At 62.9% G+C, this 26,540-nt stretch carries 25 protein-coding genes and 1 tRNA gene; 8 read left to right on the forward strand and 18 right to left on the reverse strand.

Features of this window, described 5'->3' with window-relative positions:
* Positions 1–4: 4 nt before the first annotated feature.
* Together B161_RS0108420 and lpdA are read left to right on the forward strand one after the other, a co-directional pair.
* On the forward strand, positions 5–1,327 hold the full coding sequence (locus B161_RS0108420; protein ID WP_018632930.1) for a dihydrolipoamide acetyltransferase family protein: 1,323 nt from the start codon (positions 5–7) through the stop codon (positions 1,325–1,327).
* 1 nt (position 1,328) lies between these two features.
* A complete protein-coding gene (gene lpdA / locus B161_RS0108425; protein ID WP_018632931.1) occupies positions 1,329–2,726 on the forward strand; it encodes a dihydrolipoyl dehydrogenase in 1,398 nt (465 codons plus the stop codon).
* A gap of 39 nt (positions 2,727–2,765) precedes the next feature.
* Here the strand turns inward: lpdA and B161_RS0108430 are convergent, their stop codons facing one another.
* The 3 genes from B161_RS0108430 to B161_RS17420 form a co-directional block, all read right to left on the reverse strand.
* The gene (locus B161_RS0108430) at positions 2,766–3,035 is read right to left on the reverse strand and encodes a hypothetical protein (RefSeq protein ID WP_018632932.1); all 270 of its coding nucleotides are present in this window, start codon (positions 3,033–3,035) and stop codon (positions 2,766–2,768) included.
* 172 nt (positions 3,036–3,207) lie between these two features.
* Positions 3,208–4,356: an aminodeoxychorismate synthase component I gene (locus tag B161_RS0108435; RefSeq protein WP_018632933.1), complete on the reverse strand. Its 1,149-nt coding sequence runs from the start codon at positions 4,354–4,356 to the stop codon at positions 3,208–3,210.
* Positions 4,353–5,360 carry a pseudouridine synthase gene (locus B161_RS17420; protein ID WP_240471603.1) on the reverse strand — a complete coding sequence of 336 codons (1,008 nt, stop codon included), beginning with the start codon at positions 5,358–5,360 and terminating at the stop codon, positions 4,353–4,355. The genes B161_RS0108435 and B161_RS17420 overlap by 4 nt, the downstream gene beginning before the upstream one ends.
* A gap of 65 nt (positions 5,361–5,425) precedes the next feature.
* On the opposite strand from B161_RS17420, the gene B161_RS17425 reads away from it, so the two are divergent.
* Positions 5,426–5,929 carry a nucleoside deaminase gene (locus B161_RS17425; RefSeq protein WP_083922931.1) on the forward strand — a complete coding sequence of 168 codons (504 nt, stop codon included), beginning with the start codon at positions 5,426–5,428 and terminating at the stop codon, positions 5,927–5,929.
* A gap of 35 nt (positions 5,930–5,964) precedes the next feature.
* Positions 5,965–6,055, forward strand: a tRNA-Ser gene (locus tag B161_RS0108450).
* Positions 6,056–6,072: 17 nt separating this feature from the next.
* Here B161_RS0108450 and B161_RS19590 read toward each other — a convergent pair.
* Entirely contained in the window at positions 6,073–6,327 is a 255-nt protein-coding gene (locus B161_RS19590) for a hypothetical protein (RefSeq protein WP_157755585.1), read from the reverse strand.
* Between the two features lie 401 nt (positions 6,328–6,728).
* Here B161_RS19590 and B161_RS0108455 point away from each other — a divergent pair, with 401 nt between their 5' ends.
* A complete protein-coding gene (locus tag B161_RS0108455) occupies positions 6,729–7,232 on the forward strand; it encodes an HD domain-containing protein (protein ID WP_083922932.1) in 504 nt (167 codons plus the stop codon).
* Between the two features lie 9 nt (positions 7,233–7,241).
* Here the strand turns inward: B161_RS0108455 and B161_RS19595 are convergent, their stop codons facing one another.
* From B161_RS19595 to B161_RS19435, 7 genes are all read right to left on the reverse strand, one after another.
* Positions 7,242–7,520 carry a hypothetical protein gene (locus tag B161_RS19595; protein WP_157755586.1) on the reverse strand — a complete coding sequence of 93 codons (279 nt, stop codon included), beginning with the start codon at positions 7,518–7,520 and terminating at the stop codon, positions 7,242–7,244.
* A gap of 116 nt (positions 7,521–7,636) precedes the next feature.
* Positions 7,637–8,551 carry a response regulator gene (locus B161_RS0108465; RefSeq protein ID WP_018632938.1) on the reverse strand — a complete coding sequence of 305 codons (915 nt, stop codon included), beginning with the start codon at positions 8,549–8,551 and terminating at the stop codon, positions 7,637–7,639.
* Positions 8,548–10,872, reverse strand: a complete 2,325-nt coding sequence (locus tag B161_RS0108470; protein WP_018632939.1) for an ATP-binding protein — start codon at positions 10,870–10,872, stop codon at positions 8,548–8,550. Before B161_RS0108470 ends, B161_RS0108465 begins: the two co-directional genes overlap by 4 nt.
* Positions 10,865–12,127, reverse strand: a complete 1,263-nt coding sequence (locus tag B161_RS19185) for a DNA cytosine methyltransferase (protein ID WP_083922933.1) — start codon at positions 12,125–12,127, stop codon at positions 10,865–10,867. Before B161_RS19185 ends, B161_RS0108470 begins: the two co-directional genes overlap by 8 nt.
* On the reverse strand, positions 12,124–12,324 hold the full coding sequence (locus tag B161_RS20275) for a helix-turn-helix domain-containing protein (RefSeq protein ID WP_018632940.1): 201 nt from the start codon (positions 12,322–12,324) through the stop codon (positions 12,124–12,126). Before B161_RS20275 ends, B161_RS19185 begins: the two co-directional genes overlap by 4 nt.
* 430 nt (positions 12,325–12,754) lie before the next feature.
* Positions 12,755–14,302 (reverse strand): recombinase family protein, encoded by a 1,548-nt coding sequence (locus B161_RS0108480; RefSeq protein ID WP_018632941.1) that lies wholly within the window; start codon positions 14,300–14,302, stop codon positions 12,755–12,757.
* Positions 14,299–14,442, reverse strand: coding sequence for a hypothetical protein (locus B161_RS19435; protein WP_018632942.1), 144 nt, complete (start codon positions 14,440–14,442; stop codon positions 14,299–14,301). Before B161_RS19435 ends, B161_RS0108480 begins: the two co-directional genes overlap by 4 nt.
* A 337-nt stretch (positions 14,443–14,779) precedes the next feature.
* On the opposite strand from B161_RS19435, the gene B161_RS17430 reads away from it, so the two are divergent.
* Both B161_RS17430 and B161_RS19190 read left to right on the forward strand, forming a co-directional pair.
* Positions 14,780–14,986 carry a hypothetical protein gene (locus B161_RS17430; protein WP_018632943.1) on the forward strand — a complete coding sequence of 69 codons (207 nt, stop codon included), beginning with the start codon at positions 14,780–14,782 and terminating at the stop codon, positions 14,984–14,986.
* Positions 14,987–15,043: 57 nt separating this feature from the next.
* On the forward strand, positions 15,044–15,334 hold the full coding sequence (locus B161_RS19190; RefSeq protein WP_083922934.1) for a type II toxin-antitoxin system Phd/YefM family antitoxin: 291 nt from the start codon (positions 15,044–15,046) through the stop codon (positions 15,332–15,334).
* Positions 15,335–15,448: 114 nt separating this feature from the next.
* Here B161_RS19190 and B161_RS0108495 read toward each other — a convergent pair whose 3' ends face one another.
* From B161_RS0108495 to B161_RS0108505, 3 genes are all read right to left on the reverse strand, one after another.
* A complete protein-coding gene (locus B161_RS0108495) occupies positions 15,449–15,940 on the reverse strand; it encodes a type II toxin-antitoxin system YhaV family toxin (RefSeq protein ID WP_018632944.1) in 492 nt (163 codons plus the stop codon).
* 2 nt (positions 15,941–15,942) lie between these two features.
* On the reverse strand, positions 15,943–16,275 hold the full coding sequence (locus tag B161_RS0108500) for a type II toxin-antitoxin system PrlF family antitoxin (RefSeq protein ID WP_018632945.1): 333 nt from the start codon (positions 16,273–16,275) through the stop codon (positions 15,943–15,945).
* Positions 16,276–16,397: 122 nt separating this feature from the next.
* Complete coding sequence (locus B161_RS0108505; protein ID WP_240471614.1) at positions 16,398–16,769, reverse strand: DUF2442 domain-containing protein; 372 nt, start codon at positions 16,767–16,769, stop codon at positions 16,398–16,400.
* Between the two features lie 592 nt (positions 16,770–17,361).
* Here B161_RS0108505 and B161_RS0108510 point away from each other — a divergent pair.
* Entirely contained in the window at positions 17,362–19,188 is a 1,827-nt protein-coding gene (locus tag B161_RS0108510; RefSeq protein WP_018632947.1) for an SLC13 family permease, read from the forward strand.
* Positions 19,189–19,230: 42 nt separating this feature from the next.
* On the opposite strand, the gene B161_RS17435 is transcribed toward B161_RS0108510, so the two are convergent.
* The 4 genes from B161_RS17435 to B161_RS0108535 form a co-directional block, all read right to left on the reverse strand.
* Positions 19,231–22,962, reverse strand: coding sequence for an efflux RND transporter permease subunit (locus B161_RS17435; RefSeq protein ID WP_018632948.1), 3,732 nt, complete (start codon positions 22,960–22,962; stop codon positions 19,231–19,233).
* Entirely contained in the window at positions 22,959–24,431 is a 1,473-nt protein-coding gene (locus B161_RS17440; protein ID WP_018632949.1) for an efflux RND transporter periplasmic adaptor subunit, read from the reverse strand. The genes B161_RS17435 and B161_RS17440 overlap by 4 nt, the downstream gene beginning before the upstream one ends.
* Positions 24,432–24,897: 466 nt before the next feature.
* On the reverse strand, positions 24,898–26,025 hold the full coding sequence (locus B161_RS0108530; RefSeq protein WP_018632951.1) for a pyridoxal phosphate-dependent aminotransferase: 1,128 nt from the start codon (positions 26,023–26,025) through the stop codon (positions 24,898–24,900).
* The gene (locus B161_RS0108535) at positions 26,022–26,531 is read right to left on the reverse strand and encodes a DUF1993 domain-containing protein (protein WP_018632952.1); all 510 of its coding nucleotides are present in this window, start codon (positions 26,529–26,531) and stop codon (positions 26,022–26,024) included. The genes B161_RS0108530 and B161_RS0108535 overlap by 4 nt, the downstream gene beginning before the upstream one ends.
* Between the last annotated feature and the right edge of the window lie 9 nt (positions 26,532–26,540).

Genomic DNA, 26,540 nt, shown 5'->3' on the forward strand with positions numbered 1-26,540 from the left:
TGACATGGGCGAACATCTGATTAAGACCCCCGATGTGGGCGAAGGCATCGCCGAGGCCGAACTTGTCGAATGGCATGTGAAGCCGGGCGATCTCGTGCGCGAGGATATGGTCCTCGCCTCGGTGATGACCGATAAGGCCACGGTGGAGATCCCGTCTCCCATCGCCGGAAAGGTGCTGTGGCTCGGGGCGGAGGTGGGCGACAAGATCGCCATCGGCGGCCCGCTGATCCGTCTGGAGGTGGCGGGCGAAGGCAACGTCGCCGCCAGCGGAGCCGCATCCGCCGCGCCGCAAAAGGAGGCCCCGAAAGCCGAGGCTCCCCAACCGGCTCCTCAGGCTCCCGCGCCGAAAGCCGCCGAACCGGAAAAACCCGCGCCCAAGGCTGAAAAGCCCAAAGCCGCCGCCAGCCGGCCGACCCCCGGACTCCGGACCAGCGGTCCGCCGCGTCCGCCGGGAGAAAAGCCTTTGGCTTCTCCGGCGGTGCGTCTGAAGGCGCGCGAGGCGGGCGCCGATCTGCGCCGCGTCCGGGGAACCGGGCCTGCGGGGCGCATCACTCATGAAGACCTCGAAGCCTGGCTCTCCGGCGCCGGAGAACCCGAAGGCGGCGGTTCGCGTCTGGTCGCGAACACGGCGGTCGAGGAGGTCAAGGTCATCGGCCTGCGCCGCCGCATCGCCGAGAAGATGGCGCTGTCGAAATCGCGCATCCCGCACATCACCTATGTCGAGGAAGTGGACGTCTCCGCTCTGGAGGATTTGCGCGAAAGCCTCAATAAGACGCGCGGCCCGGATCGGCCCAAGCTGACGATCATTCCCTTCCTCATGCGGGCCATGGTCAAGGCCGTCGCCGAGCAGCCGCAGCTCAACGCCGTTTTCGACGACGAGGCGGGAATCGTCCGGCGTCATGGCGGCGTGCATATCGGAATCGCGGCTCAGACTCCGGCGGGGCTGGTGGTCCCGGTGGTGCGTCACGCCGAGGCGCGCGACCTCTGGGATTGCGCCGTCGAGATGAACCGCGTCGCGGAGGCCGCCAAGGCCGGAACCGCCACCCGCGAAGAGCTCTCCGGCTCGACCATCACCATCAGTTCTCTGGGGGCCTTGGGCGGGATCGTCAGCACGCCGGTGATCAATCATCCCGAGGTGGCGATCATCGGGGTGAATAAGATGGCCGTCCGTCCGGTCTGGAACGGCTCGGCCTTCGCGCCGCGCAAGATCATGAATCTCTCCTCCAGCTTCGATCATCGCGTGATCGACGGCTGGGACGCCGCGACCTTCGTGCAGCGCATCCGCGCCCTGCTGGAGACTCCGGCCCTGCTCTTCATGGAGGCCTGAGATGCTCAAACCCATGTCCTGCAAGCTTCTGGTGATCGGCGCGGGTCCGGGCGGCTATGTCTGCGCGATTCGCGCGGGTCAGCTCGGGATCGACACGGTGGTGGTCGAGGCCCTGCGTCCCGGAGGCACCTGCCTCAACATCGGCTGCATCCCTTCCAAGGCGCTGATCCACGCCGCCGAAGCCTTCGAGGCGGCCAAGGCGGCGGCCGAGGCGAACAACCCTCTGGGAATCTCGGCTTCGGCGCCGGTCCTGAATCTCGCGAAGACCGTCGAATGGAAGGATGGAATCGTCGCCCGTCTGACCGGAGGCGTCGCCGGGCTGATGAAGAAGGCCGGAGTCAAATACGTCTCCGGGACGGCCCGCTTCGAGAACGGCGAGACGGTGATCGTCGCGACCGATATGGGCGAGCAGGAGATCCACGCCGAAAACATCGTCATCGCCACGGGCTCGGTTCCGGTCGAGATCCCGAGCCTGCCTTTCGGAGATCGCATCATCTCCTCCAAGGAGGCGCTGAAGCTCTCCGAGCCGCCTGAAAAGCTGGTGGTGGTGGGCGGCGGCTATATCGGGCTGGAGCTGGGCACCGCCTACGCCAAGCTCGGCTCTCAGGTCACGGTGGTCGAGGCCGCGCCGCGGATTCTGCCGCTCTACGACGCCGAGCTTTCGGCGCCGGTGGCGCGGCGTCTGGCCAAGCTCGGCGTGGAGGTTCTGACCTCCACCAAGGCGCTGGGGCTCTCGCCGGACGGTGCCTCTCTGCGCGTCGAGAGCGAGGAGACGGCCCGCAGCCTGCCCGCCGACAAGATCCTCGTGGCGGTGGGGCGCAAGCCTCACTTCGAGGGCCTCGGTCTTGAGGAATTGGCCATCGACATGGAGGGCCGTCATATCCGCGTGGACGACCGCTGCCGCACGGCTATGCGCGGCATCTACGCCATCGGCGACGCCACGGGCGAGCCCATGCTCGCGCATCGGGCCATGGCGCAAGGCGAGATGGTCGCGGAGATCGTCGCGGGGCATAAGCGGGCTTGGGACAAACAGGCGATTCCCGCCGTCTGCTTCACCGATCCCGAGATCGTCAGCGTGGGCCTCGGGCCGGAGGAGGCCAAAGCCTCAGGCCGCGAGGTCAAGACCGCGTTTTTCCCCTTCGCCGCCAATGGGCGCGCCATGACGCTGCAATCCGAAGAGGGATTCGTGCGGGTGGTGGCCCGCGCGGATAATCACCTGATCCTCGGGATTCAGGCGGTGGGCGCGGGAGTCTCGGAGCTGGCTTCGGGATTCGGGCTGGCTCTGGAGATGGGCGCGCGGCTCGAAGATCTCGCGGCGACGATCCACGCGCATCCCACCATGGGCGAGGCCGTTCCGGAGGCCGCTCTGCGGGCGCTCGGCAAGGCTCTGCATATCTGAAAGCCGATTCCCCCTGCGGTCAGCCGTGGGGGGATCGCCTCACAAAGAGGCGTAGAGATAGCATTGGTTATAGCTATAGGCCCGATGGAGCGCGGTGCGCTGCCCTTCGAGGGCGGAGCGGTCGGCCTCGGCGGAGGAGAGCCGCACGCGCAGAGACATCTCCTCGGCGCTGAGCTGGCCGCAGGTCATATGCGCATATTGCGCCGGACGCGGCTGTCCGGCCGTCTCCTGATGCGCGCAGCCCGAGATCGCGAGTCCGAAGAGAAGGCAGGCGAGCGGAATCGCTCCCGCGCGGAAATTCGACGTCATGGATAGTCCCCCATAAGCGTGCGTTCTCTGCGGGCCTTGCGAAAAGCGCGCCATGCGCGCCGCCCGATGAGACGACGTTTCGGAAGAGGCTAAATTCCGGATCTTTCAGAACGGCGAAGGCTTATGGATAAGATCCCGGCTAATTATCTGAACATCAGGTAAGCGATTGCTTTCAAATCCCTTTCAGCGGGGTCTCGCCGAGCAGGAAACGGGCCTTGAGCAGGGCCTCGTCATATTCGGCCTCCATCTCGGAATCGACGAGGACGCCGCCCCCCACGCCGAAGATGCCCGTTCCGGTCGGCCCGAGCGCCAGAGTCCGGATCGCCACATTGAACCCCGCCGCGCCATCGGGGGACATCCAGCCCATGGCGCCGCAGTAAATCCCGCGCGGACGGGCCTCGACTTCATGGATGATCTCCATGGCCCGGATCTTGGGCGCTCCGGTGATCGAGCCGCAGGGAAACAGCGCCCGAAAGACCGCTTGGGGATCGCGGGGGTTCAGAATCTCACCCTGAATCTCGGAGGTCATGGTGTGGAGCGTGGGATAGGTCTCGACGCTGAACAGCTCCGGGACCCGCACCGTGCCGATTCGGCTGAGGCGCCCGATGTCGTTGCGGAGCAGATCCACGATCATGAGATTCTCGGCCCGCGATTTCGGATCGGCCCTGAGCCAGGCGGCGAGGGCGGCGTCCTCCTCCGGCGAGGCGCCGCGTTTGATCGTGCCTTTCATCGGGCGGGCGCGGATCAGGCCCTGCGAATCGATGCGGTAGAAGCTTTCCGGCGACCATGAGACCGCGATGGGCCAGCCCAAAGCGCAGATTCCGCCGAAGCGCGCGCCTTTCTGACGCCCGCGAATCGCGGCGTGCAGATCTTGGGGCGTCCCATGGGTCTTCACCCGCAGCGGGAAGGTCAGATTGATCTGATAGGCGTCGCCCGCGCGAAGATAATCCTGAACCTTGGCGAAGCGCGGCGCGTAATCCGCCCGCGCGCGCAGACTCCGCGCCGAAAGGACTCCGGCGGGCGCCTGAGGTCCGGGCGGCGGGCCTTCCTGAAACTCGGGCGCGCGAAAGACGCCGAAGGCCAGATAAGGCGCGGAGGGGCGTTCCGGCGCGAGGGCCGCGAGGCGCGGCTCCAGAAGAAGCCCCAATTCATAGGAGGCGTATCCGGCGAGGTGGAGGCCCGCCTCCAGAGCGGCCCGCATGGCCTTCAGCGCGCGGGGGACCGCCGAAGGCCGCCGCGCGAGGATGATGCGCCCGGGGGTCCGGTAAAGCCGACGGCGCTCGGGATCTCCGTCGTCCAGAAGGACGAAGGCTTCCTTCAAGCGCGCCCTCCGGGTTTGCGCGGCGGCTGGCCCTGAGGCCCGTCCCGGCGCGTGGAGGCCCGGCCTTTCGGTTTGCTCTTGGGCGGCGAGGCCGAAGCCCAGCCCTTCGCCGGCCCGCTCGGGGCGGGTCCGCTGGAGGAGGGAGGGGCGCCCGCGCCCGTCTTCGGGAGGGCGGGGAGAGGACGGGGCTTGAAGACGCCGCCTCCGGCCTTGGCCCAGCCTTCCGGCGCGCCGCCGATGGAGAAATGCTTCTTGAGCAGCCCCGCGCTGATGCGCTCGACGGCGCCTTCGGGCAGGTCGTCCAGCGTGAAGGGGCCGTAGCCGATGCGGATCAGCCGGTTGACCATCAGCCCGACGGATTCCAGCGCGCGACGGATCTCGCGGTTCTTGCCCTCGCGGATGCCGATGTTCAGCCAGACGTTCGTTCCCGTCTGACGCTCGACCTCGACGATCATCGGCTGATAGCGCACCCCCTCGACCTCGACGCCCTGCATGAGCGGGCGCAGCTGGCGCTCGGTGGGGACGCCGTGCGCCCGCACCCGATAGCGCCGCAAAGAGGCCGTGGCGGGCAATTCGAGGCGGCGCTTCAGCTCGCCGTCGTTGGTGAGGAGCAAAAGCCCCTCGGAGCTGAGGTCGAGGCGGCCCACCGGCATGAGGCGGCGCAGATTCTGCGGCAGCACGTCGTAGATGGTGGGGCGTCCGGCCTCGTCCTTGGTGGAGGTGACCACGCCGCGCGGCTTATGGAACCGCCAGAGCTGCGCGGGCTCCGGCGCGCCGACGGCGACGCCGTCCACCGTGACGAGATCCTTCAGCGTGACCACGCAGGCGGGGCTGTCGAGGCGCTCGCCGTTCACCGTGACGCGGCCCTCCATGATGAGGCGCTCGGCCTCTCGGCGCGAGGCGATGCCCGCCCGCGCGAGGCGTTTGGCGATGCGCTCGCCCTCCGCGGAGGGGGCGGCTTCGGAATCCGGCTGTTCGGGTTTGGCGTCGGGCGTCATGTTCATGGGCGCGACCATATCCGCAGCGCGCGCGCTTGGCGAGGGGGCGGCTGAGGCTTATCCTGCGGCTTATGAGGTTCCGCAGCCATATGCCCGCCGCTCTGGCGGAGGCCCGCGCCGCCGCCGCGCGGGGCGAGGCCCCCGTGGGGGCGCTGATCGCCGATCCCCGCAGCGGCGAGATTCTCGCGCGGGCGGGCAACGCCATGCGCGGACGCCACGATCCCACCGCCCACGCCGAGATTCTGGCGATTCGGGCGGCTTGCGCGGCTTTGGGGCGGGATCGGCTCGACGGGCTGGACCTCTGGGCGACTCTGGAGCCTTGCCCGATGTGCGCGGGGGCGATCGCGCATGCGCGGATCGGGCGGGTTTATTACGGCGCCGAAGACCCTAAAGGCGGCGGGGTGGCGCATGGGCCGGAGGTGTTCCGGCGCTCGGGGCTCTGGCGTCCCGAGGTTTATGGCGGGATCGCGGCGGGAGAATCTTTGGAGATCCTGCGAGGGTTCTTCGCAGGCCTGCGTGAGGAAAAGGCCGCGCCTCTCCTGAAGAGCGCGCCTTCAGGCGCCCGTCGCGCTTGACCCGCCGCGCGAAACGAGACATAGATGCCGCCGCCGGAGAGGTGCCCGAGTGGCCGAAGGGGCTCCCCTGCTAAGGGAGTAGGCGTCAAAAGCGCCTCGTGGGTTCGAATCCCATCCTCTCCGCCATACTTCCTGTTTCGGCCCTATTTAAGAACGCCAAACACCGCCGTTAGCCGCCGTTTCCCGCACAAAATTAAGTACCCGATCAAATAGATCTGAGCCGCAGGAGGTTCATTTTCCCCTTTTTCGACAAAGCCGATTTTGCGGGTGTGCCCAGCCAGCGCCTGCTTCGACCGAGAAAGAATTTCGAAGCCACCATCGATCGTGCCGTTGGTGAACAGGTGAGAGCGGATGGCGCATGCGGCGTTGAGCTTTGGTCTGCGCTCGCCGGAATTCATTGGCACTCGGCAAATGGGGCAGTCGTTTCCTACACTTCACGCCAGGCTGCGGAACTGGTCGCGTGGGTGCGAGAAGAAGGCGACTCACTCCTGTGGTATTGCAGCGGGCCTATCGGTGATGTTGCTCCTTGGATCAGCGCGGCGATGGCTACGGAAGGGTGGACGTGGTCTCTGGCACCCTGATCCTGCTTCCTATGCTGGCCGTTTCCGCTAACGAAGCAGCCATTCGATTGTTAGTGCGAATGCGCTGTTGACCGCTCTTTGCTAATGCCATCGCAGAAGCATGTTGCCTCGGACCCCCCGTGGAATTTGGAAATATATTACTCGTTCAGTTAGCAACGCCGCCGACAATATGCTTAAATTGAGAGATGTAGAGCTTCCCAAACCTCATCGAAAAGGCCTTGACCTTCGCCACCGAAGCTCATGGTGGCATTGGGCAAGTGCGTAAATATACCGGAGAACCCTATATCAACCACCCAATTGAGGTGATGGATATCGTAAGGACCGCATCGCACTACACGGATCTGATGTTAGCCGCTGCACTGCTTCATGACACGATCGAGGACACTGCGGTGACACGGGACGATATTGAGCGTGAGTTCGGTTCTGATGTCGCTGACATGGTAATGGAACTGACTGACCAATGCACAGAGGGAAATCGCGCTAAACGGAAAGCTGCCGAGGCCGTGCGCCTGAGTACGATCTCAGAAGAAGCGCAAACAGTGAAGCTGGCTGACCTTATCAGCAACAGCGTATCCATTATCGAGCACGATCCGAGGTTCGCGAAAATTTATTTGCAGGAAAAAGCTCGGATTCTGGAAGTCATGACTGACGGCGATCCGGGGCTTTATGCCCGTGCGATTGCTCAGTTGGGTGCGGCCCGGAAACTGGTCGGACTTGATTGATCGAGGCCGCTACTCAGGCGCGCCTGCATTTCGCCAAGCTCGCTTCAGGTCCAAAATCTGATCATTAGGATATCGAACGCGATCGTCCTCTTCTCCTCGCGCCGCGCTGGTGACCGAAAGGAATCGGTCGATGATCGCTTTCTCGTCGTTTGATCCGCCCATCTCCATCCAGCGGCCACGTTCCTCCTTGAGCGCAACCTCATTTTCAGTCGTAAAATGGTTGGCTCCGCGAACGAGAGCATTGTCCATCAGAGACAAAATTTCGAAATACACCTCTCGTCGTGACATCCCTTCGCTCCCCTCATTCCCTCATATTTCGTCATACGCTTCACGAGAGGTCGTGAATTGCAGATCGATATGTTCCAATCAGAACACGCGGCAACACCGCGCGATCATCCGATCGGTCATTCTGATCCGAGGATTGCATCGATGTTTGCAGCTTGCGCCCTCAGAGACCTTCTAATTGAGATGCAGCGGTCGAGATCATGGGTCTCGGACAAGAGCTTTCGACTCTTGTGAGCATAATCGTTGCGTAGAGAGTTTAACGGAACTCCGTCGCTATTCCCCTCGGCGAACTTCTTGAGCTCGCCGATACATTCTTCCGCATGGCCTGATAGATCGAGAATTTTGCGCGTAAGCCGCCAGCGGGTGTAGGTGTCGTACGCCGTGGTCAGGAATTTTTCCGTCAAGTGAGCTCCCAACCCGTTAGAATCCAATGGAAAATCTTCCGCCCTTTTTGTGGCTGACTTCACCCTCTCATCGACGATCCCCTTAAGATATTTAGCCACTTCTGCCTGCTGATCTGGATTCAGCTTGGGCCAAACCTTAAGAAAAATCTCACGAAATTGCGTGTCGATCTCGGACACTCCTTCCATCAACAAGCCTCGCACTTGCTTCACGGTCTGCTCTCGCACGAGCAGGCTACCAACGACACTCCGAACCTTCTGAATAAGCGCCGCCCGATTTGCGATATACACTCCATCAAGCTCAGCAGTTCGCACTGCATTAAGCAGATCGCTCACAGTGCTGGACGAGTAGAAAATGACAGGGAGGTAGATATGATCGGTTTCCCTAATCAGGCGAACGAGTTGGTCGCCTTGCAGACCAGCCATATGATAATCCACCATCAGCAGGTCCAGATCCGGATCTTTTAGGTGGTGCTCCAACCGCTCCTTGATCGAGCCGTCCGCAGGTGCCTCGACGAAGGTGATATCGGCTCTAATACCGACTTCATCGAGGAACTCTTTCACGTCCTCTTGATCGGTATCTGTGCTCTTGGGGTCATCGTCTATCCAAAGAATGTGGTAAGCAGTCTTCATGCTTTGAATTCCATTCGGACTGTGGTGCCGAATCCTTCGGAACCGCTTGCAATAGAAATTGTCCCCTGAAGGTCGTCGACAATCTGTTTGACATGACTCAGTCCGATACCCGAACCAGATGTATTGCTAATTCCCTTTTCGAATAGTTCGTCCGGGGAAAAGCGATCGGTCAGTCCGCTACCATTGTCGGCAAACTCAAGAATCACATTCTTGCCACTGCGGAACGCCCTGACAACCAGCTTCTTGGCACCTGCTTTGCCGGCATTGTCGACCAGATTATCTACTAGCATGGTCAACTCGATCGGTCGGAATGACCGCACGAGCCGACAGTGTTCGGGATTCTCGTACGAAGTTCTGAGGTTCCAACCCAGCCCGACATCCTTGAAATTTTCCAGATACTCATCAACAAATTGCAGCATGTCGTTGCGAACACGGTTCGTCGATATGTCGAAATCGGCCTTCGAGGCAAGTTTCGAGACATTTTGAATTTTCTCTATCTCGAACAGGCTGGCCTCAATGACATCGAAGAGCTCCGCCTTGGTATAGTTCGCTTCATTCGCTCTATAGCGGCGAACGACACGGTCCATCCGCTTCAGAAGGGCTCCCGCGACTAGGCCTATCTGATGGTGCAGCTGGATAATTCGGGTTTGATCGGCAGTACTTTCGAACTGGGCAAAGATTCTTTTGCGCTGCTCGGATTGAAGTTCCTTCTTTACCTCGCCAACTTGAATTTCGAGGCCCTGATTGGTGCGGTTCTTTTGCGCCAGTTCCTTCGCCTGACGGCTAATGAAGCGTGATAGGTCACGCTTTTCCGACGGGCGTAACTTGTCGATTGGCGTGCCATCGAAACGCTCCTCAAGCGTCTCAATCAGTTCGTCGTAGTCTTGAGCTTCTTGATCTGCGAGCGACGATAGATATTTCAGATTGATATCAATGTCGACGATGTGGCTTTGAGGAGATCTGATTGTGACCACGGAATCTATGGTTTCGAGAACGGGCTTTTCTCCTTGGAGGTATTGATAATTACCCGCCAGAAGTTCCTCATCATTATCTTCACCAATCGTGCGGTCGATCCGGTCCCAATCTAGACCGTCGACAACAAACTTCTCCAGCTTTCTCATCGCCTTATGGAAAAATCCATAGACGAGCTCATCGTCGAAGGAGCTGGCAATGGATTGGCTGTCCGAGGCAAGCTCGCGGAACGCGGTATTACGCTTTAAGCCTTCGCGGCTCGAAACGGGTTCAAACCTTTCGTCCGTGTCAGTAATCTGGATAAAGCCGACCAACTCGCGAAGACCAAAAAAGCGACGCTGACCCTGAGCTTTGCGCTTATCAATGCCAAGCCAATCGTCGCCGATGGACCCATATGGAAAAACCCTGAAACTGTTGAGAAACAAGAACACCGACCCGTATTCCACCGAACGATATCCCGTTCGCCTTTTGAAGAAGGCTTTAGCCGGTTGATTTAGATAAAATAACGTCAGCTTAATGTTTCTTAATTGCGAGTACGGGTTTTTTTCGGTGCTCCTGAAAAGGAAATCACCATCGTGACGAAGTTCAAACGTAATGAACTTTCCATCAGGATCGATATTGGCTTGAATTGACGATGCGCGAAAATCGAGTTCTTCGAAAATCTTGTTTTCGATCGGCCCGTTTATCGGATGTTTTACACTGTATCTCCAATGCGAGAAATTGACGGAAAACTCGTTGTCTGGATCGATAATAAAGCGCTCGAGTTCCTTACGCAGAGAACGTAGGCGATCGGCATCCCACTCGCTGCGCAAACCTCTGATCGTGAGCACAGTCCCATGCGCACCCCGTCCGGCGCCCATCGCCTTTCGGAACTCTTCCAACGTCGGTTCGCTCGCGAACAGCTCAATACTGCCGATTTCCTGATCGCGTTCATCAACCTCGAACTTCGTCCAATCGACGTCCAGCTTAGCAGGCGTCTGGCGATCTTTTCTGGTCATGATTTCCAGATTTGTGCCCAGACGGTCGCAAGAGAATCGACCAATTCCTTTGCTGCCAGCATATGCCCCCACTGAAGGCGCAGAGTTCTTCTTCTCCGAGTAGGCGATGTTCAGCCACTTGTGCTCGATGTCATCGAGCGTCATCCCGTGTCCATTGTCGGATATCACGAGCTCGCTGGCGTCGCTTGATCCGGACTGACGAAACTCAATCCAGACTCCAGAAGCCCCTGCGTCCTTCGAGTTTTTGATGAGCTCAATTATCGCAATGTCATCGCTGATGATGAGGCCACGACCAACAATATCCTTGAGCCTAGCATGAGCGCTGAATTTCAGGGGTGAGAAGTCACTCATGCGATGCTATCTCAAGCAGGGTTTCTCCAATCGCTTCGGCAAGAAGCGGCGGCACAGCATTGCCAACTTGCGTATAGCGTGGGCACTCATTTTTCCGGCGATGCCCGCCAGTTGTATATTTTCCTTTGAAACTAAACCAATCCGGAAATGTCTGAAGTCGCGCATTCTCCCTCACGGTAAGAATCCGTGGCTCTCCATAATGAATCATATCATCCGGTAAGGTCGTGACCGTCCGGGCAAGCATCTCCGGATGCAAGGGGGTTAGGCACTGCTTCTTTGTGCTGAACCTCGCCCTGTTCTCCGGTGAAAGCGTCCTGCCGCGGGGGCATTGCTCCAAGATGAGGGAAAAGCGTGCGACGATTTCGGGCGTGTGGTTGGGTAGGCGCAGACTGTCAGGCGCGAAGCTCTGTGATAGATCAGCCCGCATCAGCTGCTGAAATGCGGTCAAGGGTCCGCTGCCATCGTAGCGAACTTGCTTGAACTTCCGATCGTCCGGATAGTCGACCAGTGGCCCACGCTGCGTTTCCAGGTCGCCAATCGCTTCACGCACTCCGACGTTGTGTCCGTTTAGAGATCGGCGGTCACGAAATGAGCGAACATTTTTGGTCAGGATCTTGAGTGGATCACTTCCGCAAACGCCTTGATCCTTGCGAATGCACATCATGATAAAGCGCTTGCGCATTTGCGGCACGCCAAATTTCGAAGTATCGATAAGCTCCGAATACACCTCGTATCCAAACTCCCCGAGTGTGGCCAATTGCAGAGCAACCCGGTGAGAGTATGGCATTTCATCCTCGGAGAACGGATGTTGAAAGCCTCGGACATTCTCTAGCAGAAGATATTTCGGCTCGACCAGTCGAACGATCTCAATGTATTCCTCGGTGAGGCGGTTTCGGGGATCGTCATTGCTTCGCAGGCCAGCCATTGAGAAGCCCTGACAGGGTGGACCTCCCGCAATGAGATCGATCCTGCCTTTGAGCGACTTGAGGTGCTTTGAATAGTTCTCGAGAATATGAGATGTCGTCATGGCTTCGCATGGGAGCCATTCTGGCCACAAGAACGTATAGCGTCCATCCGGATCACAAAGATTCGCCTTAAATGTGGCGAAGGCGTCCTCTGACTTTTCTATCGAGAATATGCCGTTCCAGCCAGCCATTAGGAGTCCCAGCGAAAGGCCGCCACAACCAGAGAATAGATCGATAAATGTATTTGGTTTTTTTGGCTTCTCACTGGAAGTTTTGGGAGCGATGCTCATTGAGACGCCAACTCGTCTGCATCCAGGGTCCGACCCAGTTGCCGACCCAGCGTTGCCGCTATTTTGTGCAATGTCAGTTCTGACACTGCTCCGCCCTTCTCAGCCTTGGAAACGGTCGCTCGATCCAGATCCGCAAGCCTCGCGAACTGGTTTAACGATAGCTTCGCCTCCAAACGCAGGCTCTTGATCTTGCTCATTATCGCCCAGATCCCGCGGCCCAACCCTTATGCCACGCGCAACCAACTTTCCCAGCATATACTCTTAAAACGGCATAAGTCAGCAAAATTCTGCATAATTACACAAGAATCAGCAGCCGCGCGACGTGTTGGATCGGAGCGATTTCCATCGCGATTCGCACAGGTGCGACTGCCTTTGAGGGTTCGTCAGGCTATTAAGCAGGCGTTCATGCGCGTGCCCATTCGGCCGGGTAGCAAGCGATATTGCGAATGTGATGAGCGCAAAGGCAGCTTATCGTCTCCTGCATTTCCGAAGGCGACGTTCCGGTCAGTCCGCAATTGCGGACATTCTGATCGACCGAAGCGGACTGTGTGGTTTCAGATGGCTACTGTCAGCCAGAGATCGGAGTTCGGTGCAGAACCACTATTATCGACCTGAAGTGCGGAACCTTCATGACAGTGTGCACGTAATCCGTACCTTGTCCGCCTCGGCAACGATCCGCCCGGCAAAGGCGGAGGCATATTCGCGCCGAAACCCGTCCCCTCGCTCGAACAGACGCTGGCCTGCCATCTTGATGACCGCGCTCAGCATCGATGCAGACACCGTCATGGCGCCCGCACGGTCGAGTTCGGCCTGAAGGCTCACGACTTCCTCCGCCGTTCGGGCTTGTAATGCCCGAAGATAGGCCAGCCGCTCCTGCAGCGATCGGTCTTCGAGGTCGAGCGCGCCGATTTCGATCGCTTTGCGCAACCGCTCCAGACGCATCCGCACTTCCTCGCCACGCCGGGTCACTTCGTCAAGCCGGCCAGCTCCGTCCCGCGCTATCAGCGCCTGCCGGCGTTCGAGGATCGTCGTCAGAATGCGCTCGATGCGCTTCCGATCCAGCAACCGTTCCATCATGTGCTGGGCGACCAACGTATCGAGCGCATCGATCGGGATCGCGATGCCCGTGCATCGGACGGTATCCGTACGAGCTGTCTTCTGGCAGGCATAATAGCGATAACGCCCGGCCTTGCCGGTCCGCATGGTCATGAGTCCTCCACACTGTGCGCAGTGCAGCAGGCCGGTCAGCATGTTCGGGCTGCTGATGAGATGCGGTGCCAGCGCCTTCGGATTGCGGTCGCGCAACAGCGTCTTAACAGCAACGAACGTTGCCTGATCGACCAGCGGCGGCACGGCGACGGTGATGACCTCACCATCCGCCTTGCGCGTGCTGTCCTTGCCGCGTTTGTTGAACCGGTGCTGGCCCACATAGGTCGTTCGAGTCAGTATCGCGTGGATCTGGTCGACGCCCCACCGTCCTCCGTCGCGGGTGAATATCCGCCGGTCGTTGAGATATCCGACGATCGCCTTGACACCCATCGGCCCGGTGGTTCCATCGCCCGACAGCGCCAGCCGATAGATCAGGCGGACGGTGTCGGCGTGCATGGGATCGATGGCCAATGTCTTCTTGACCTTGGCGCCGCGCCGTTCGGCTTCGACGATGCGGTATCCGATCGGCGGCAGCGATCCATTCCAAAAGCCCTGACGGGCGTTCTCCTTCATGGCCCGCAGCGTATGCTTGCCGTTCTCCCGTGACTGATATTCGTCGAACAGGGTCATCACCCGGCGCATCATGACATGCATCGGATCGTCGCCCACTGCCTGGGTGATCGAGATCAGCTTCACCCCATTGCGGGCCAGCCTGCGGATATGGAACTCCAGCTCGAAATGGTCGCGGAAGAAGCGGCTGAAGGAATGGACGAGGATGATGTCGAACGGTGCATGCCGTACGCTTGCTGCCTCGATCAGACGCTGAAACTCTGGCCGACGATCGCTGGTGGCGGAGACCCCGGCATCAACGAAGGTGTCGATAAGCTGATGCCCATGCGCGGCGCACCAGGCTTCGCCCTGCTGACGTTGATCGGGGATGGAGACGTCATGCTGTGCCTGCCGCGTCGTCGAGACGCGCAGGTAAAGCGCGACGCGCTGGGCCGCGCTGCTGCCTGCGGCGGTCACGGCTTTGACCGGTCGATCAGATCGATGGGACCGAACATCTCATCGAAGACGTCGCCGAAGTAGCGCTCGAACACCTCGATCTCAGCTTCGGTGATCGGCACCTCATCAGGCCAGTCGTCCGTGACGATCCAGGTCGACACGTTGTGCTTCGGACGGCGCTTGGAGCTGGAGGCTGCAGGGTTGGAGTTCGTGGATGAAGCGGGTCGGGATTTACGCGGAGGTTTTGACATCCGCAGCGTATCGCTGGAATGGCCAGTAATGGAAACATCAGGACGCGACTAATATACTGATTTACCGTGTTATTGACGAGTTTTCGCAAGCCGCCGATTCCTGCCCGAAGGCAAGCATGTACCGAATCCACTTTCTACCCGCGGATGCGTGGGCTTTAGCCGATGTCACCGCGCTCTCCCGCGGCAGCCTTCAAGCATCGCCCGCGTTGGGTTATCCATGCTTGGCTCGCATCGGGAAGGATGGCTGATGAACAATACAGAGCAGAGGCCCGGCGTGATATTGACGGTTGGTGATGCGGCAGACGACGCCGTGCAGAAATCCGCGCCGACCTTTGCGGCAACGCGGCCGGAAGATGTCTTCGGTGCGCTGCCCTACAGGGGAAAGCCGAAGTCCATCGCACGGATGGATGCAGGTATCCTTGCCGAAACGAAGCGGCGACACGTTCGCGATTGATACGGACGCCGCGTGCCGCATGAAGATGGTCTATTGGATCATCCGAAAGGAAGCTCCATGAGGGTATCTATTACGAAAGCACCGGCCCGACTGGCAGAACTGGTGCGCCGTGCCGAAGCTGGCGAGGACGTAGTGCTGACCCGCCATGGTCGTGCCGCCGTGCGGCTCGTGCCAGTTCGCACTGTTCCATCCGTCAAAGATCGCCGGGTTCTTCTTGAGGCGCTTCGAAAGTCTGGTGCAGCGAAGGCGTCGGCGGGTGTCGCTGCTGCCCGCAGCCAGGATTTTCTCTATGACGAAGAGACCGGCCTGCCATGTGGGAAATTCTCTGACGCAATCAGCTCGATATGATCCTGCTGCCGCCGCGAATCCGAACGGCGGAACGCGCCCGTGGCATGGTTCCGGCGCAGCCGAAAGCCCGGCCTGTAGGGCAACGCCCTATCCTGTGACGCTCAACAGCATTCATCACGGATTCGGCGGCGAGGCTTTTTCCACCCGGTCAACTGCGGCCTGATCGGACGCGACATTACGAAGCGCGACCCAATCGTCAGGCGGGCTGCCGTCCTCCAGCATTCCTTTGAAAACCTTGTAGGCGTCGGTCTTCGCGCCATAGGTCCGCAAAGTCGTTTCATCATTCACCCAGGCGAAGATGATGACTTTCGCGGTCGAGTCATAGCGGAAGAACAGGCGGAAGCGACCGTTGCCGAATTTCGCCCGGAACCAGTGCTTGTGCGCCTCGCCAAGCGTCGAGCCTTGCCGATAGACGGTTGCGGCCGGATCGGCAGGGATTGTCTGGAAAAGCAGCTTGTTCAACGTGGCCAAGAGCTTCGTGCTCGCGTTCTTCTCGTATTCGTCAGGCTTCCTGGCCTTCAACGCCTCAACCGCGTCGGTCAGTTTTTCCAACTGATCGAGAAAGAGGGGATGCGCCAGAATGATCCAGCCATTGATCGTCATCATGGCTAGAGCGCGACATCCCCGTCAATCTCGACATCAAGGTCAACGTCCATGTCCCCGACAAGCGCAGCCGTACGATCGCGCAGGCTGGCGGGCAGCGCGGTGATGGATGTGCCGGGATGCTTGCTCATGTCCTGCGCCAGAAATTCGAGGAAGCGATCCACGACCGGATCGCTTGCCTCTTCCGTCGCCTTCTCGACATAGACCCGGCGCTGATCGTCCATGAAGAAGGCGATGCGTCCGCCGTAGTCCACGCCCAAAGCCTGCCGGACGCTCTTGGGAACGGTCGTCTGGCCCTTGGCAGTGATGGTGCTTTCTTCTTTCAGCAGCGCGCCCATGATCAGGCTCCAAATTTGATCTTCGACATATGTAAGGAAATTTCCTTACTTTATCAAGAAAGATTGTAGCTGCCGACTATGACGGCGTGCGGGAGGTCTGAGGAAGCTTCAGCGCCTCAACATCAGCATTGGTCAATCCAGCCTCGCGGCTCAGGGCCACTAGGGCCCGAGCCGATGCGAAGACGATCGGCGCCTTCGGTTCCCCGTGACCCAAAACGCCCGGCCATCAAGCCGGTCAGCGACAGGTCCAGATCCAGCGCCTCCCAGTGCAGACCGTATCCTTGCCCGAGAATTTCGACAGCGGCGATCTGGTCATCGTCGGCCGTCCTCAACGCTTCCACCAGCGCTGACGGAAAGGCGAAAACACAACCATTCGCGAGTTCGATGACGACTTGGCGCGAATGACGGTCATAGGTCGCTTTGGCCGCGCGGCATTCGTGCATCTGCGCCAGATGGCCACGCTCCAATGCGGCGTCGATCATATCATCCGTCATTTCCGCCACTGGGATATTTCCTCGAAGATCACGTCCGTCAGGAAACCCAAACACATACGGCTTCAAGGGGCCATCTTACATCATTTTCGAGCTACAGGGCTGATGAGCCAAATCTCCACAAGCCTTCAAATCTGCATTAAGTAGGGTCATGGAGGGCTATAGAGTAGATATAGTTCTCATCCGGGTCCCGCACAGCCCGCCATTTTCCTGAAATCGCTGAAGAGAGAAAACGCGGCGCTTATCGGCGTCCGCCGTGGTTCTGCGGCGTCTTCCGCCGCCTCGCGAGATCGGCGGCGGATCCCGGATGGATCCTCGGCGGCGACGTCCTCAGGCGGACGTCCTGCAAACAGCTCCCGCATCTCCCCGGAGCTGAAGCCCGCGGGATGAGAAACGCCGCTCGGATCCCCGGAGATTCGCGCGGCGAAGGAATCCGGATCCCGGCGCGCAGGCGCTCGACAGCGCGCCGCCGCCCCCCTCCATAAGGACGCGCAGGCCCTCCGGAAAGGCGTTTCCCGGCCGCGTCCCGCGCGCTAAACCCGCCCGGACTCCCCCGAATCCCTCGCGGCCCGAAGCCCTGCGACAAGGAAACGCGATGAACTCCGATTTGGCGATGGTGCTGGCGCTGCTCGGCGCGGCGATCTTCATGTTCGTCCTCAACCGGCCGCGCATGGACGCCGTCGGGCTGCTGATGATCCTCGCGCTCTCGCTGAGCGGGGTCGTCGGCGCGGGGGAGGCTCTGGCGGGCTTCGGAGACCCCAATGTGGTGCTCATCGCCGTGCTTTTCGTCGTCGGCGAGGGGCTGGCGCGCACGGGCGTGGCGCAGAAGCTGGGCGATTGGCTCGCCGCCAAGGCCGGACGCAGCGAGGCCCGGCTGATCGTCTTTCTGATGGTCGCGGTGGCGGCGGTGGGCTCGGTGATGAGCTCCACCGGGGTGGTGGCGATCTTCATCCCCATCGCTTTGCGCATCGCCCGACGCACCGGATTCAGCGCCGGAAGGCTCATGATGCCGCTCTCCGTGGCGGCGCTGATCTCCGGCATGATGACGCTGGTGGCCACGGCGCCCAACCTCGTGGCGCAGGGCGAGCTGGAGCGGCGCGGCTTCGAGGGCTTCCATTTCTTCAGCTTCGCGCCTTTCGGCCTGCCGATTCTGGCCTGCGCGGTGGTCTATATGCTCTTCGCGCGGCGCTTTCTCTCGGCGGAGACCGTGGTGGCCGACGATCTTTCACGGCCGCGCTTCGCCACCTGGATCAAGGACTACGCCCTCGCCGGGCGCGATCACCGCCTGAGGCTGCGTCCGGATTCGCCGCTGGTCGGGCGGACGCTGGACGAACTCGATCTGCGCGGCGCGGACGGCGCCAACATCCTCGCCATCGAGCGCCGGCAGGGCTTCGCGAGTCGGCTGATCCAGCCGCGCGCCCGGACGACCCTCGCGGCGGAGGACGTGCTTCTGCTCGACCTCTCCGCGGCCTCGGCGGGGACCGAGGCTCTGACCGCGCGCTATGGGCTGGAGCATCTGCCGCTCTCGGACGCCTATTACACCGATTACGCCCAGCGCATCGGCATGGCGGAGCTGATGATCCCCGCCTCCTCGGATCTGATCGGCAAGACGGTGGTGGAGACGAAATTCCGCAGCCGCCACGGAATCACCGTGATCGGCCTCAAGCGGGGCCGCAAGGCCATGGCGGGGGGGATCGTCCGCACGCCTCTGGAGCTGGGCGACACGCTTCTGGTCATCGGCTCCTGGCGCGACGTGAAGAAGCTGCAGGGCGAAACCGGCGAGGTCGTCGCGCTCGGCCTGCCGCGCGAGAGCGAAGACGCCCTCTCCGCCCCCGAAAAGGCGCCTTACGCGCTTCTGGCTCTGGCCGTGATGGTGGGGCTGATGGTCTCGGGCCTGACGCCCAACGTCATGGCGGCTCTGATCGCGGCTCTGCTCATGGGGGCCTTCGGCTGCGTCGATTTCCAGAGCGCCTATCGGGCGATCCACTGGAAGAGCCTCGTGCTGATCGTGGGGATGCTGCCTTTTTCTCTGGCGCTTCAGCGGACGGGCGGCGTGGATCTGGCGGCGGGGGCCTTGCTGGAGGTCGCCGGGACGGCGGGGCCGAGGGGGATCCTCGCGGCGATCTTCCTCGTGACGGCGCTTTTGGGGCTGTTCATCTCGAACACCGCGACGGCGGTGCTCATGGCCCCCGTGGCGCTGAGCCTCGCCTCCACGCTGGGGGCCTCGCCTTATCCCTTCGCCATGACGGTGGCTCTGGCGGCTTCGGCGGCCTTCGTCACGCCGGTCTCCTCGCCGGTCAACACGCTGGTGGTCGGGCCCGGCCATTACGGCTTCATGGATTTCGTGAAGATCGGCGGGCCCTTGGCGCTTCTGGTCATGGTCCTCTGCGTGGCGCTGGTTCCGGTGGTTCTGCCTTTCTGAGGGCTGAAGAAGCGCGGCCTCCCTCAAGGGAGAAGCCGCGCCTCACTCGGCGGCGCGGGTCCATGAAGGCGGAGGAGGGGGGCCGTAGAGCTCCGACCGCTCCGTCTGAGGCGCCTCCTCCTCCGGGGGGTCGTCAGGGGCGATCTCCCAAGGCTCGGGGGCCTCAGGGACATCCTCCTCGGGCTGCGCCGAAGGCGCGGGGCGCGTGAAGACGGCCGGAGACGGCGGCGGAGGGGCCTGATCCCAAAGCTCCGCCTGCCGGGGCGCGGGCGCCGCGGCTCCTGCGGCCGCGAAATCCGGCGCGGCCTCCCAGATCAGCGGCCCTTTGAACTCGGCCAAGCGGCGGCGCAAGGCGACCTCCTGCATATGGGGCCCGCGCGGACCTTCCGTCGCCAGAGCCCGCGCCCGCGTCCAGACCCGCCCGAGGAAGCGCGGAACATGCCCGCCCCACCAGACCCGCGCCGCCAGAAGCGCGGGCGTCACCACCAGCGTCAGCACGGTCGCGAAGGCGAGGCCGAAGACCATGGCCGTCGAGAGCTGCACCCACATCAGCGAAGAGGGGTCGCCCACCGAAAGCGTCTTGGCGCGGAAGTCGAAGGAGACCGCGAACATGTTCGGCAAAAGGCCGGTCAGGGTGGTGATGGTGGTTAGAAACACCGGGCGCAGACGCTGAGAAGCGGTTTCGACGATGGCCTCGACGCGGGGCATCTCCTTCTCAAGCTGCTGATAGGTGTCGATCAGCACGATGTTGTTGCCGACCACCACGCCCGCCAGCGCCACCATGCCCAGCCCCGACATGATGATGGAGAAGGGCTGTCCCATGATCATCATCCCGAGCAGCACCCCGCCCACCGAGAAGATCACCGCCGACAACACCACCATCGTGTTGTAAAGGCTGTTGAACTGCGCCAGCAGGATCATGAACATCATGCCCAGGGCGATGCCGAAGGCGCTGATGAGAAAGGCGATGGTGTCGGCCTGCTCCTCCTGATCGCCGCGGAAGGCGAAGGTCACCCCCGGAGACAAGGGCGAGGCGTCGGTCATCCAGGTCTGGATCTCGGCGATCTTCTCATTGGCGTTGACGCCCGGCGCCACGTCGGCCCGCACCGTGAAGATGCGTTGTCCGTCGCGGCGCGAGATCTCCGAAAGCCGGGGCTCCGGGCTGCGGGTCACGAAATTCGACAAAGGCTGAAGCCCCGTGGCCGTGCGCAGACGCAGATCGTCCAGCGTGTCCACGTCGCGGGCGGATTCCGGGAAGCGGGCGCGGATCTCGACCTCTTCGTCGGCGTGTTCGGGCCGGTAGACGCCGATCAGCGCGCCGCGCGTCACCAATTGCACGAGGGCGCCCACGCTGGCCACGTCGGCGCCGAAGCGCCCGGCGGCCTCGCGGTTCACGTCGAGGCGCCAGACCACGCCCGGAAGGGGCAGGGTGTCGTCCACCTCCTGAAGCCCGCCCACCTCGTTTTCGAGATGCTCGCGCAGCCGGCGGGCGCTGGCCATCATGTCGTCGAGGTTCTGGCCCGCGATCTCGATCTGAATCGGCTTGCCCTGAGAGGGGCCGCCCTCCTGCGCCGTCACCTCGACGCGCAGGCCGGGCATGTCGGCGGTGCGCAGGCGGATCTCGTCGAGCACCTGATTGCCGCTGCGCCGACCCTCCCATTTCTCTTCGGCCGGGCGCATCTCGACCTGAACCGTGCCGATGGCGTCCGCCGGAGTCGAGCCGCCGAAGCCGCTGCCTCCGCCGCCGCCGCCCACGCTGGTGAAGATGGATTTGATCTCAGGGAAGCCCTGCACCCGCGCCTCGACGCGGCGGACGAGCGCGTCCTTCTCCTCTAGCGAGAGATTGCCGCGCGCCAGAACATGGACCATCGCCATTTCGGCGTCGGTCTCGACGAAGAACTCCACGCCGTAATTATTCTTCCCGAAATGCTGGATGATCGAAAACAGCGAGAAGACCGCCGCGCCGATCACCACCAGAGGCATCACCGGATTCCCCGCGATCAGCCAGGTGAACCAGGCGAAGAGGCTGCGGCGGGCCTTGGGCGCCTCCAGCGAAGGCGCCTCGTCCTTGCGGCGGCGCAGCCCCCCGAGCAGCGCGCTCAGCAGCAGCGTGGAGAAGAAGGCGCAAATCGCGAAGCCGATCCCGAGCGGAATCGCCGCCTGCGGGCTCGCGGCCGTCCCAAGCCGCAGGAAGAGCGCGCCCGCCGCCGCCAGAAGCGCCGCGCTCAGCAGGGCCGCGCCGAAGATGGTGAAGCGCCCGACCAGCCAGCGCCCGAAGCGCGAGACGGCGCGCGTGGCCTTCTGCATATAGGCGCCGATCACCGGGAGGTAGATCATCGCCGTGACCAGAGAGGCGCTGAGCACGAAGAAGACCGTCAGAGGCAGATAGCCCATGAACTGCCCCGCGATGCCCGGCCAGAACATCAGCGGCATGAAGGCGCAGAGCGTGGTGGCGGTGGAGGAGATCACCGGCCAGACCATGCGATGGGCGGCCTCGCGGAAGGCGTCGACGGGCTCGGCGCCTTTGGCCATCTCAAGATCGGCGTATTCCGCGACGATGGTCGCGCCGTCCACCACCAGCCCCACCGAGAGCAGAAGGCCGAACATCACCATGCTGTTCACCTCCATGCCCAGAGCCGACATGAAGGCGAAGGTCAGGAAGAAGGAGATCGGAATCGACAGGCCCACCAGAATCGCCGGGTTGAAGCCCATCGAGGCGACCATGGTGACGATCACCAGAAACACCGCCACCAGCACCGTGCCTTCGAGCTGATAGACCATGCTTTGAATCTGGGCGCCCTGATCCTGCGAGAATTCGGCGCGGACGGTCTGCTTCAGCGCGGCGGGCCAGGCGGCGACGGATTTATCCACGGCGGCGCGCACGGCCGTCACCGTGTCGATGATGTTCTCGCCGGGACGCTTCTTGATCTGGAGGCTGACCGAGGCTTCGCCGTTATAGCGGGCGAGGGTCGAGCGGTCCTGAAAGCCGCTGCGCAATTCGGCCAGTTCGCCGAGCGTCACCACGCGGTCGCCGTTGACCTTGACCGGCAGGCCGTAGACGTCTTCAGGGGTCTCGAAGGCGCCGGGCAGCTTCACCGAAAAAGAGCCGCTCGGGGCCTCGATGGCGCCCGCCGCCACGATCTGGTTGTTGTTGTTGACGATGTTCAGCAGCTCATAGGCCGTGATGTTGTAGGCTTCGAGCTTCACCGGGTCGATCAGCACCTCCAGCATCTCGTCGCGCTTGCCGACGAGCGTCGCCTCCAGAACCTGAGGCACGGCCTCGATCACGTCCTGAAGCTCGGCGGCGATGCGGAAGAGCGTGCGCTCCGGGGCCTCGCCGAAGAGCGAGAGCACCAGCACCGGGAAGTCGCTGAAGTTCACCTCGGAGACCGTGGGCTCCTTGGCGCCCTCGGGGAAGCTGGCCTTGGCCTTGTTGACCTCCTCGCGCACGTCGGCGAGGACGGTCTTCATGTCGAGCCCGATCTCGAACTCCATGACCACGTTGGCGTAGCCCTCGGCGGCGGTGGAGTTGAGCTTGCTCAGCCCCTGCATCGAGCGGAGCTTGGTCTCCAGCGGCCGCACGAGCAGCCGCTCCGCGTCCAGCGCCGTCACGCCCGGATAGGGAATGGAGACGTAGACGATGGGGATCTCGATGTTCGGATTGCCCTCTTTGGGCAGCGAGAAATAAGAGACCACGCCGACGATGGTGCTCAGCAGGATCACCACCGCCATCATCCGCGCCCGGTCGAGGGCGGCGTCGATGAGCGCCTTCATCTCGAAGCTCCTCCGACGAGGGCTTCGAGATCGACGCCCTGAGCCTTGGCCTCCTCAGGCGTGACGGCGGTCACCGGCGCGCCGGAGCTGACGAAATTCTGACCCACCGTGATCACCTTGGGCGAGGCGGGCAGGCCCTCCACCCAGACGCCTTCTGCGTTGTCGCGCAGGATGGTCACGGGCGCGAAGCGCGCCGCGCCCTCCTGAACGGTCATCACGCCGATGCGGCCCGCCGAATCCAGCGTGAGGGCCGATTGCGGCAGTTTGAAGCCCGTGGCCGCGCCGAGCGGAATCGAGATCTCGGCGGTCAGGCCGTCGCGGACGCTGAAATCGGGATTGGGGAATTCGGCGGCCACCTCGAAGGTGCGGGTGGCGGCGTCGGCGGCGCCCGCGACGTAGCGGACCACGCCCTCGACGCGCTTGCCCCCCGCGAGGACGATGCTCGCCTTGGCGCCCACCCGCAGAGAAGCCACCTCGCCTTCGCGCACGAAGCCCACCGCGCGGATGGGATTGAGGTCCACCAGGGTCGCGCAAAGCCCGCCCGCGCTCAGAATCGAGCCCTGTTCGGCGGGCGCCTGATCCACCAGCCCCGCCGAGGGCGCGCGCACGTCGAGGCGGCCCATCTCCTCGTCGATCTGGCGCAGGGCGGCGCGGGCGGACTCCACCGCCGCCTCGCTCTCCAGCACGCGGTTGCGGGCCGCGAAGCCGCGTTGCGCGAGCTGGTTCATGCTGTCGAAGCTCGCCTGAGCCTGCCGCAGATTGGCCTCGGCCTGAAGCCGCCGCGCGGGGCGGTCGCCCGGCTCGATGCGGCAGACGAGATCTCCGGGATTCACCCGCTGGCCTTGGCGCACCGGCGAGGCGGTCACGCGGCCCGAGGTCTCGGCGCGCAGCTCGATGCGGCGGAGGGCCTCGGTGCGGCCGGTCAGGGCGACGGAGCGCGCCACCTGCTCGGGCTGAGGCGAGATCGCCACCACGGGCGTCGGGCCGCGCGGCGCGTTTTGATGGGTCGCGCCCGCGAGGGTCTCCAGACCGGCGGCGCGGGCGAAGGCGGCGACCTCGGGATTCACCGCGGCCATGGCGGCGGCGGCGCTCTGGATGCGGTCGAGGGTGGCGGCGACGTCTTCGGCGGCCTTGCGGGCGGCGCCCGCGGCGGCGGTCAGAGCCGCGAGATTGGCCGCCGAGGGCTCGGCCTCCACGGCGGCGCGGGCGAGGGCGAGGCCCTCTTGGGCGGCCTTGGAGGCGGCTTCGGCCTTGAGCAGGGCCTCCGAGGCGGCGCGCGAAAGGGTTTCGGCGGAGAGCTCGGCGCCGGTCTGACGATTGGCGACCCGCTCGGCCTTGCCCTCGGCGGCGTAGGCGTCGGCTTCCCGGACGACCTCGGCCATGCGGCCGGGCTGGCCGTTGGTGGCCCACCAGACGGCGAAGAAGCTGATGACCGCCGCGAGGGCGATCTTGAGGAGTTGGGCGAACATGAAGCCTCCGCGTTCGCAGCCGTCGATCAGGGCGTCCAGAGATCAGGCGAGGGAGAGTCGAAAGCGCGGACCCACCATGCGCTGAAGCGCGATGACGCGAGGTTTACGGACGAAAATCGCCACGCCTCCTCGTTGGGAAGATTTCGACGCTATATAGAGGCGGGGAAGTTCATGTGAAGCGCGCGACGGCGGAGAATTCCGCGAGAATCGCGTTTTGTTTCCAGAGCGCCACATCCTTTCGACAGGGATCCGCGCGGCGGAGGAAAAGCGCCGGAGCCTTTTCAGGCGCCTTGGCGGCCAAACTGGACCAAAGCCGGGATTCCGGCGATTTTTCGCTTTTTTCCGCGCTTTCGGATGGGATCCGGCCTTTTCAGGCGGGTTTCGGCGAAAATCCGGCGCAAATCCGGCGCAAAGGAAGAAAGAGTCCGGGCGCCCCGGATCGGGGGAGCGCCCGGGACCGGCGGCCTCAGCCCCGCGCGGCGGCCTTGAGCGCCTCGGGCAGCGTCTCGGCGAAGAGGGCCATTTCGTCGGGTCGGCCCGCGCTGACCCGGATGCAGCGGTCGAGGCCCGGCGCGCCCGGCTTGCGGATGAACAGATCCCGCGCGGCCAGCTCCTCCAGAACCCGTTTGGCGAAAGCGCCGTCGCGGCCGCAATCCATGGTGACGAAATTCGTCGCCGAGGGCAGGGGCGTCAGACCATGGGCGCGGGCGATGCGGGTCAGCTCCTCGCGGGCCGCCACGGAGGCCGCGATGGTCGCCTGAAGATGGGCCTCGTCCTCCAGAGCCGCCAGAGCCGCGATCTGCCCCAGACGATTCACCCCGAAATGATTGCGGATGCGGTCGAAGCCCGCGCAGACCGCCTCATGGGCCAGCGCATAGCCCACCCGCGCCCCCGCCAGACCATAGGCTTTGGAGAAGGTCCGCAGACGCAGCAGATTCGTCCGCGAGACGTCGAGGGGCGGCAGAGCCTCGGGCGGGGCGAATTCGGCGTAGGCTTCGTCCAGCACGAGGACGCAGTTCGGCGGCAGAGCCTCGGTCATCGCCTGAATCTCGGCGCCCGTGATCCAGCCGCCCATGGGATTGTCCGGATTGGCGACATAGAGGATTTTGGCGCCGGTCTTCCGCGCCGCCGCGACCATGGCCTCGGGATCCACCCGGTCCTGACGATAGGGGACATGGACGGCTTCTCCGCCATGGCCCCGGATGTGGTAGCCCATGGTCGGATAAGAGCCCTGAGGCAGAACCACCCGATCCCCGTGATCGACGAAGAGCCGCAGCACATGGCCGAGCAGGCCGTCGATTCCCTCGCCCACCGAGACCTGACGCGGCTGAATCCCGAAGCGCGCCGCCAGAGCCGAGCGCAGATCCCAAAATTCGGGATCGCCGTAGAGCCGCGCCTCTTCGGCGGCGGATTTCAGCGCCTCGACCACTTTGGGCGAGGGCGGAAAGCGCGATTCATTGGCGCCGATCCGGGCGCGGAAGGGCCTTCCGCCGCGCGCCCTCTGGATCGCCTCCATCGGCACGAAGGGGACTTCGGCGGGCAGGCTCGCCATGAAGGGCGTGAAGGGCGGGCGGGAGCCGGCGGATTCGGTCATGTGAAGGGCCCGAGGAAGTCGCGTTTGCCGATGGGCGCGCCCGTATGGCGCAGAATCCCGTAGGCCATCGAGATGTGGAAATAAAAATTCGGCACCGCGAAGCGCAGCAGATAGGTGGCGGCGTCCATTTCGCGCTCGCGGCCCGCCGCGCCGATGCGGATCACGCGGGAATCGGCGTCGGCCAGCTTTTCGGCCGGGAACTCCTGCACGAAGGCCACCGTGCGCGCGATGCGATGGCGCAGCGTGTCGAAGCTCGGAGCGTCGTCGGCGAAGATGGGGGCCTGTCCGCCCGAAAGCCGCGTCAGCGTGTTGCGGGCGTGGTCGGTGGCGGTCTGCACCTGCTTGGAGAGCGGGAACATGTCGGGCGCCAGCCGGTAGTTCAGCAGCACCGAGGCGTCGATCTGCTTCTCCATCGACCAGACCTCCGCCTTGGTCAGCACGTCGGAGAGTCCTTCGAGGCTCTGAGGAAAGACGGTGCGGGCGATCTCGTGAAGGGTCTGAGGCATCCGGGGGCT

Origin of the sequence: Neomegalonema perideroedes DSM 15528 (assembly GCF_000374145.1) — a bacterium.
GTDB lineage: Bacteria > Pseudomonadota > Alphaproteobacteria > Rhodobacterales > Rhodobacteraceae > Neomegalonema > Neomegalonema perideroedes.

What these genes read in the sequence shown, in the direction of transcription:
- B161_RS20275 (WP_018632940.1), bottom strand. Translation starts at nt 12,324, where the DNA reads ATGAGCAAGATCAAGAGCCTGCGTTTGGAGGCGAAGCTATCGTTAAAC.
- B161_RS0108505 (WP_240471614.1), bottom strand. Translation starts at nt 16,769, where the DNA reads ATGACGGATGATATGATCGACGCCGCATTGGAGCGTGGCCATCTGGCG.
- B161_RS19190 (WP_083922934.1), top strand. Translation starts at nt 15,044, where the DNA reads ATGAGGGTATCTATTACGAAAGCACCGGCCCGACTGGCAGAACTGGTG.
- B161_RS17440 (WP_018632949.1), bottom strand. Translation starts at nt 24,431, where the DNA reads ATGTTCGCCCAACTCCTCAAGATCGCCCTCGCGGCGGTCATCAGCTTC.
- B161_RS0108430 (WP_018632932.1), bottom strand. Translation starts at nt 3,035, where the DNA reads ATGACGTCGAATTTCCGCGCGGGAGCGATTCCGCTCGCCTGCCTTCTC.
- B161_RS19595 (WP_157755586.1), bottom strand. Translation starts at nt 7,520, where the DNA reads ATGTCACGACGAGAGGTGTATTTCGAAATTTTGTCTCTGATGGACAAT.
- B161_RS17430 (WP_018632943.1), top strand. Translation starts at nt 14,780, where the DNA reads ATGAACAATACAGAGCAGAGGCCCGGCGTGATATTGACGGTTGGTGAT.
- B161_RS0108500 (WP_018632945.1), bottom strand. Translation starts at nt 16,275, where the DNA reads ATGGGCGCGCTGCTGAAAGAAGAAAGCACCATCACTGCCAAGGGCCAG.
- B161_RS19185 (WP_083922933.1), bottom strand. Translation starts at nt 12,127, where the DNA reads ATGAGCATCGCTCCCAAAACTTCCAGTGAGAAGCCAAAAAAACCAAAT.
- B161_RS0108535 (WP_018632952.1), bottom strand. Translation starts at nt 26,531, where the DNA reads ATGCCTCAGACCCTTCACGAGATCGCCCGCACCGTCTTTCCTCAGAGC.
- B161_RS0108510 (WP_018632947.1), top strand. Translation starts at nt 17,362, where the DNA reads ATGAACTCCGATTTGGCGATGGTGCTGGCGCTGCTCGGCGCGGCGATC.
- B161_RS0108470 (WP_018632939.1), bottom strand. Translation starts at nt 10,872, where the DNA reads ATGAGTGACTTCTCACCCCTGAAATTCAGCGCTCATGCTAGGCTCAAG.
- B161_RS19590 (WP_157755585.1), bottom strand. Translation starts at nt 6,327, where the DNA reads ATGAATTCCGGCGAGCGCAGACCAAAGCTCAACGCCGCATGCGCCATC.
- B161_RS0108530 (WP_018632951.1), bottom strand. Translation starts at nt 26,025, where the DNA reads ATGACCGAATCCGCCGGCTCCCGCCCGCCCTTCACGCCCTTCATGGCG.
- B161_RS17420 (WP_240471603.1), bottom strand. Translation starts at nt 5,360, where the DNA reads ATGAACATGACGCCCGACGCCAAACCCGAACAGCCGGATTCCGAAGCC.
- B161_RS0108465 (WP_018632938.1), bottom strand. Translation starts at nt 8,551, where the DNA reads ATGAAGACTGCTTACCACATTCTTTGGATAGACGATGACCCCAAGAGC.
- B161_RS0108495 (WP_018632944.1), bottom strand. Translation starts at nt 15,940, where the DNA reads ATGATGACGATCAATGGCTGGATCATTCTGGCGCATCCCCTCTTTCTC.
- B161_RS17435 (WP_018632948.1), bottom strand. Translation starts at nt 22,962, where the DNA reads ATGAAGGCGCTCATCGACGCCGCCCTCGACCGGGCGCGGATGATGGCG.
- lpdA (WP_018632931.1), top strand. Translation starts at nt 1,329, where the DNA reads ATGCTCAAACCCATGTCCTGCAAGCTTCTGGTGATCGGCGCGGGTCCG.
- B161_RS17425 (WP_083922931.1), top strand. Translation starts at nt 5,426, where the DNA reads ATGAGGTTCCGCAGCCATATGCCCGCCGCTCTGGCGGAGGCCCGCGCC.
- B161_RS0108420 (WP_018632930.1), top strand. Translation starts at nt 5, where the DNA reads ATGGGCGAACATCTGATTAAGACCCCCGATGTGGGCGAAGGCATCGCC.